4 protein-coding genes are annotated in these 3,646 nt (G+C 64.8%); 2 read left to right on the top strand and 2 right to left on the bottom strand.

The window, feature by feature from the left end; translation table 11 throughout:
• Positions 1 to 373: 373 nt before the first annotated feature.
• Both AX750_RS21155 and AX750_RS21150 read right to left on the bottom strand, forming a co-directional pair.
• Positions 374 to 1,138 (bottom strand): hypothetical protein, encoded by a 765-nt coding sequence (locus tag AX750_RS21155; protein ID WP_066716050.1) that lies wholly within the window; start codon positions 1,136 to 1,138, stop codon positions 374 to 376.
• Between the two features lie 106 nt (positions 1,139 to 1,244).
• Positions 1,245 to 1,472: a hypothetical protein gene (locus tag AX750_RS21150; RefSeq protein ID WP_066716052.1), complete on the bottom strand. Its 228-nt coding sequence runs from the start codon at positions 1,470 to 1,472 to the stop codon at positions 1,245 to 1,247.
• 286 nt (positions 1,473 to 1,758) lie between these two features.
• Between AX750_RS21150 and AX750_RS21145 the strand changes: the two genes are divergently transcribed.
• Positions 1,759 to 2,991, top strand: coding sequence for a polysaccharide biosynthesis/export family protein (locus AX750_RS21145; RefSeq protein WP_066716054.1), 1,233 nt, complete (start codon positions 1,759 to 1,761; stop codon positions 2,989 to 2,991).
• Between the two features lie 52 nt (positions 2,992 to 3,043).
• Complete coding sequence (locus AX750_RS21140; protein WP_067254947.1) at positions 3,044 to 3,628, top strand: response regulator transcription factor; 585 nt, start codon at positions 3,044 to 3,046, stop codon at positions 3,626 to 3,628.
• Positions 3,629 to 3,646 lie beyond the last annotated feature (18 nt).

Below are 3,646 nucleotides of genomic sequence, written 5' to 3'. Positions count from 1 at the left end.
AACCGGCAATCGCCGGTGACCACCGTCAGCTACACCACGCTATGGGACACGACCTCGCGGCCTCTCGTCGAGCCGTCGACGCTCCGAATCGCCGCCCGGCGACAAAAAACCGTACCTCGATGACATACCGTTCATCCAAGGTTCGGCCAGGCGGTCGACGCCGCCGGTTGCTCAGAAGAACCCCTCGCCTCCTCTTGTGCAAGGATCGACACGCCTTTGCGTGCCGCCTCGGGGGCGGCAGGGCCCACCGCGTGCCCCGCCACAGCGCGATAATTCCCCTCGGCGAGACCGGACCCGGTCGATCGCAAAACCGGACCTCGCTTGCTGAACGGCCGAACAGCGACAATGGCCATGCTCGTCGATCCGGAGCAGACTACGAAAGCAGTGCGTATCGCCTGAACCGCTCCAGGGCGAGAACGAGGAGAAGTCCGAGGCCAAGCCCTGCCGCCTTCACCAGCGCGTCCTGAACCGCGCCGTGGCGTGTCGGGGTCCAGCCCTGGGCGAGTTCGAGCAGCGCGACCGCACCGAGCCCGACGGCGAATATCACAGGACGCTGCCTTGGGTACCCGATCGCGAAGGACGCGGCGGTCACGAGGAAGGCGAGGCTCCGTTCGATATTGGGCACCAGCCAAGGGACGGACGGTCGCTGCTCGATCCCGGACAACGTCGCATAGACGATCCCTATCAGCAGTCCCCAGCCCAAGACTCGAAAGCCGAGCCTGAGCAATGCCGTCCGTGCGCCGATGCTCAGCGACAAGCGCGCTAGGAGGCCGATTGGTCCGGCGACACCCCGCAACTTGCCAGCGTGGCCGAACCCCGCGAGCCCGTCGTGGCAAGCCATGAGAAGCGCGCGCTGCGCCCGCAGCTCCTCAATCCTGCGATAGGCGGCCATCATCTGCGCCTCGGCCTCGACCAATCTGGCTTCATCGGCGGGCTCGCGCTCGAAATAGATCCCGTCCTCGTTCCCCATCAGCGTAGCGGCACGGGTTCGTGCCTCCTCGAGCCGCCGTGACAGCCCTGCGATCGCGCGCTCGATTTCGGTGACGGTTGCGCTGAGTTGCCGGTGAAGGGGGCGGAGCCTTTCGATATCGGTCTGCCGATCCCGGTCGGCCCCGCGAAACCTCACCGGAAGCGCCATCGCCAGTCTCCCCCGACAAGAGCGGATGCTAAGCGAGGCGCCACTGCGCAGCCCGCTCCCGTGGGGAGATCAGCAATTCATGTGCCAGACGATCGTCGCGCCTCCGTCAACGCGCCTGGCGCCGGGCGAGGATATCGAGGAGGCCACGCGGTCGCGTAGCGTCGCTGTCAGCGGTCCGCGATCTGAGCAGGACGAAGACGATGGCGAGGAGCGAGACGGTCACGCTGGCCACGACCGCCGCGACGACCAGCGCCACGAGCACACCCTGCGGCCAAGCCAGCCAGAGCGTCAGCGCGCCGCTGGCGAGGGCGGCCGAAAAGAGGACGATCAGCATCGCTCGGGCTTTCGCAGCTCGCTATCTACGGGTGATTATAGCTTCGCGCGGGTGACCGAGAAAGACTTACACACGCGACCGCCACGGCAAATCTGAGCCGTCATGGTTAAGGGAACTCTAACGCCGCCGGCGCCGTGGCAACAGATTTGCTACGCGTGGTTGAGATCAGCCAGTGGCGGAGCGTTTTGTGAGACGTTGTCCCCCCTTCGACTGTCTTTTTCCGTCCTGCCTTCGCAGATCGTGGCGGGCATTCGCATGGTCCGTGGCGCTGATATCGCTCTTCGTCATGGGAGCCGCCGGATCGCTTCATGCCAATGGATTCGAATACCGGGTCGCCGCCCAGGATCGGCTTAGGATCAAGGTTTCGGAATGGCGCCCGACCTCGCGAGAGCTGTTCGAGTGGTCGGCGCTGACCGGCGAATTCGGTGTCAGCTCGGCCGGCATGCTCTCGCTGCCGGTAGTCGGCACCTTTTCGGTCGACGGCAAAGCGCCGGCCGAGATCGCGGCCCTGATCTCGGAACGGCTCAAGAGTGCAGCCGGGCTGGTCAACGCCCCAGCGGCGGCCGTCGAGATCGCGCAGTACCGGCCGATCTACATCGTCGGCGCGGTCGAAAGGCCGGGCGAATATGCCTTCAGGCCGACGATGACCGCACTTCAGGCCGTCGCCATCGCTGGAGGGTTCCAGCGGATGGAGCTGGCGCTGGGCCGCTTCGAGCGCGAGACGATCATCGCCGAGGGTGAAATCAGGGTCCAACAGACGCAGTTGCTCTCTCTACAGGTCCGTCGCGACAGGCTTCTCGCCGAGGCGAGCAAAGCAGAAGCGATCTCCTTCTCGGAGAATCTGCGTCGCGGCCTCGATGACGGCGTCGCCCAGGCGATGCGTGAGGAGGAGGCGTTGTTCGCCTCGCGCCGCAAGGCGACCCGTTCGCAACTCGCCCTTCTGGACCAATCGCGCGCGTTGCTTGAGGAGGAACTGCGGACGCTTGGCGCGAAGGCTCTGACACAGCAGCGGCAGCAGGATCTCATCCGGCGCGAGCTCAGCAATATCAACAGCCTGATCGCCAAGGGACTCGCGGTAAGTCCCCGCCAGCTTGCGGTCGAACAGAACCTCGCGCAGTCGGAAAGCCAGGCGCTCGATCTGATGCTCGCGACCGCCCGCGCGAAGCAGGAACTCAGCCGAATAGACCGCGCCGCGGCCGAGCTGGAGAATCAGCGCGAAATCGACATTGGGCGCGAACTTCGGGAGACCCAGCTCTCGCTCAAGCAGACCGACGATCGCATCATTGCCCTGCGCGCGCTCATTCACGAGTCGACCGCGCTCGCCCCGCAATTGCAGAGCCAGCAGGAAAAGCAGCTCGGGCGCATGCGCTTCAGCGTCCAGCGGCGCCAGGGTGGCAGCGTCAATGAGATCGCGATCGACGAAGCCTCACCGATCCTGCCCGGCGATATCGTCAGAATCGATCGGGCCTCGCTGCAGTCGGTTCTCTCGTCGCTTTCGCCGGGCGGCTCACAGAACTGAGCGGTCGCGCCCGCATACCATAGCAAGGCTTACGCCATGTGGAGGTTGGCTCATGCTGTCATCCGAATGGCCTGCGCGCATTTTTCTCGCGGATGAGCACCCAATTTTCTTGGCTGGCCTCAAGGCCTGCCTAGCGGAGCAGCCCGACATCCAAGTCGTTGGCGAGGTCAACTCTTCCGCGCAGCTCGTTCAGTTGGTCGAGACGGCGGCACCGCACGTTGCCGTCGTGGGCGAGAGCTTCAACGGAGTTTCGGTAGCCGAGGGCCTGCTGAGCGCTCTACCAGCGCATCGCGTTATCCTTGTCGCCGAAGAGGCCGACGCGCTGCGCGCGCACCGGCTGCTGGCAATGGGCGCGCGCGGCTATGTGCTGAAGCAGTCGCCGGGCTCGGTCGTGCTCAAGGCCATCAGGGCGGTTCTTCGCGGTGGGAGCTTCTTCGATGCGATCGAGGCACCGCGGACGCCGTCCCGCAACGGGCGCGGCCCTGTATTGACCCAACGTGAGCAGGAAGTTTTGCGCCTGATAGCGCTGGGATTCAGTATTCGTGAAGCTGCGGAACGCATCGGCATTACGACGAAATCAGCGGAAACCTATAAAGCGCGAGCTAGGCTTCGTGGACAAAGGGTAGCCAGAGTTTGACTGCGGCAATGGCGACGA

The organism is Methylobacterium sp. CCH7-A2 (assembly GCF_001557075.1).
GTDB lineage: Bacteria > Pseudomonadota > Alphaproteobacteria > Rhizobiales > Beijerinckiaceae > Allobosea > Allobosea massiliensis.
This window is presented reverse-complemented; position numbering and strand designations above follow the sequence as displayed.

What these genes read in the sequence shown, in the direction of transcription:
- AX750_RS21145 (WP_066716054.1), top strand. Translation starts at nt 1,759, where the DNA reads ATGGGAGCCGCCGGATCGCTTCATGCCAATGGATTCGAATACCGGGTC.
- AX750_RS21155 (WP_066716050.1), bottom strand. Translation starts at nt 1,138, where the DNA reads ATGGCGCTTCCGGTGAGGTTTCGCGGGGCCGACCGGGATCGGCAGACC.
- AX750_RS21140 (WP_067254947.1), top strand. Translation starts at nt 3,044, where the DNA reads ATGCTGTCATCCGAATGGCCTGCGCGCATTTTTCTCGCGGATGAGCAC.
- AX750_RS21150 (WP_066716052.1), bottom strand. Translation starts at nt 1,472, where the DNA reads ATGCTGATCGTCCTCTTTTCGGCCGCCCTCGCCAGCGGCGCGCTGACG.